Raw genomic sequence first — 269 nt, 5'->3', positions numbered from 1 at the left:
CACCAGCGCCGCGCGGCAGCGCCCGGCCCCCACCATGCTCAGCGCGCCATCGTCATCCGCGGACTCGATGCCCCGCATGCGGCCGAGACCGGCCGCGGTGAACAGATCGCCATAGCTCGACCCGCGCGCCCAGCACACGAATTGGCCGGACAGGTCGGCATATCGACGGATCTCGGCCTGCGCGCCGTCGCGGACGACCGCCCAGGTGTGGTTGGACCACACCGGCAGGCTGAACAGCAATTCCTTTTCGCGCTGTGCGGTGCGGCTGA

At 70.3% G+C, this 269-nt stretch carries 1 protein-coding gene; it reads right to left on the bottom strand.

Annotated elements, in window-relative coordinates; genetic code table 11:
• Window positions 1–269: transporter substrate-binding domain-containing protein (locus tag RVY79_RS19830; RefSeq protein ID WP_317466283.1), on the bottom strand; the 269-nt coding region annotated here is incomplete at both ends.

This window comes from Chromohalobacter sp. HP20-39 (assembly GCF_033052815.1).
Lineage (GTDB): Bacteria > Pseudomonadota > Gammaproteobacteria > Pseudomonadales > Halomonadaceae > Chromohalobacter.
The sequence above is the reverse complement of the archived record's forward strand: the minus strand, read 5'-3'. Positions and strand labels throughout refer to the sequence as shown.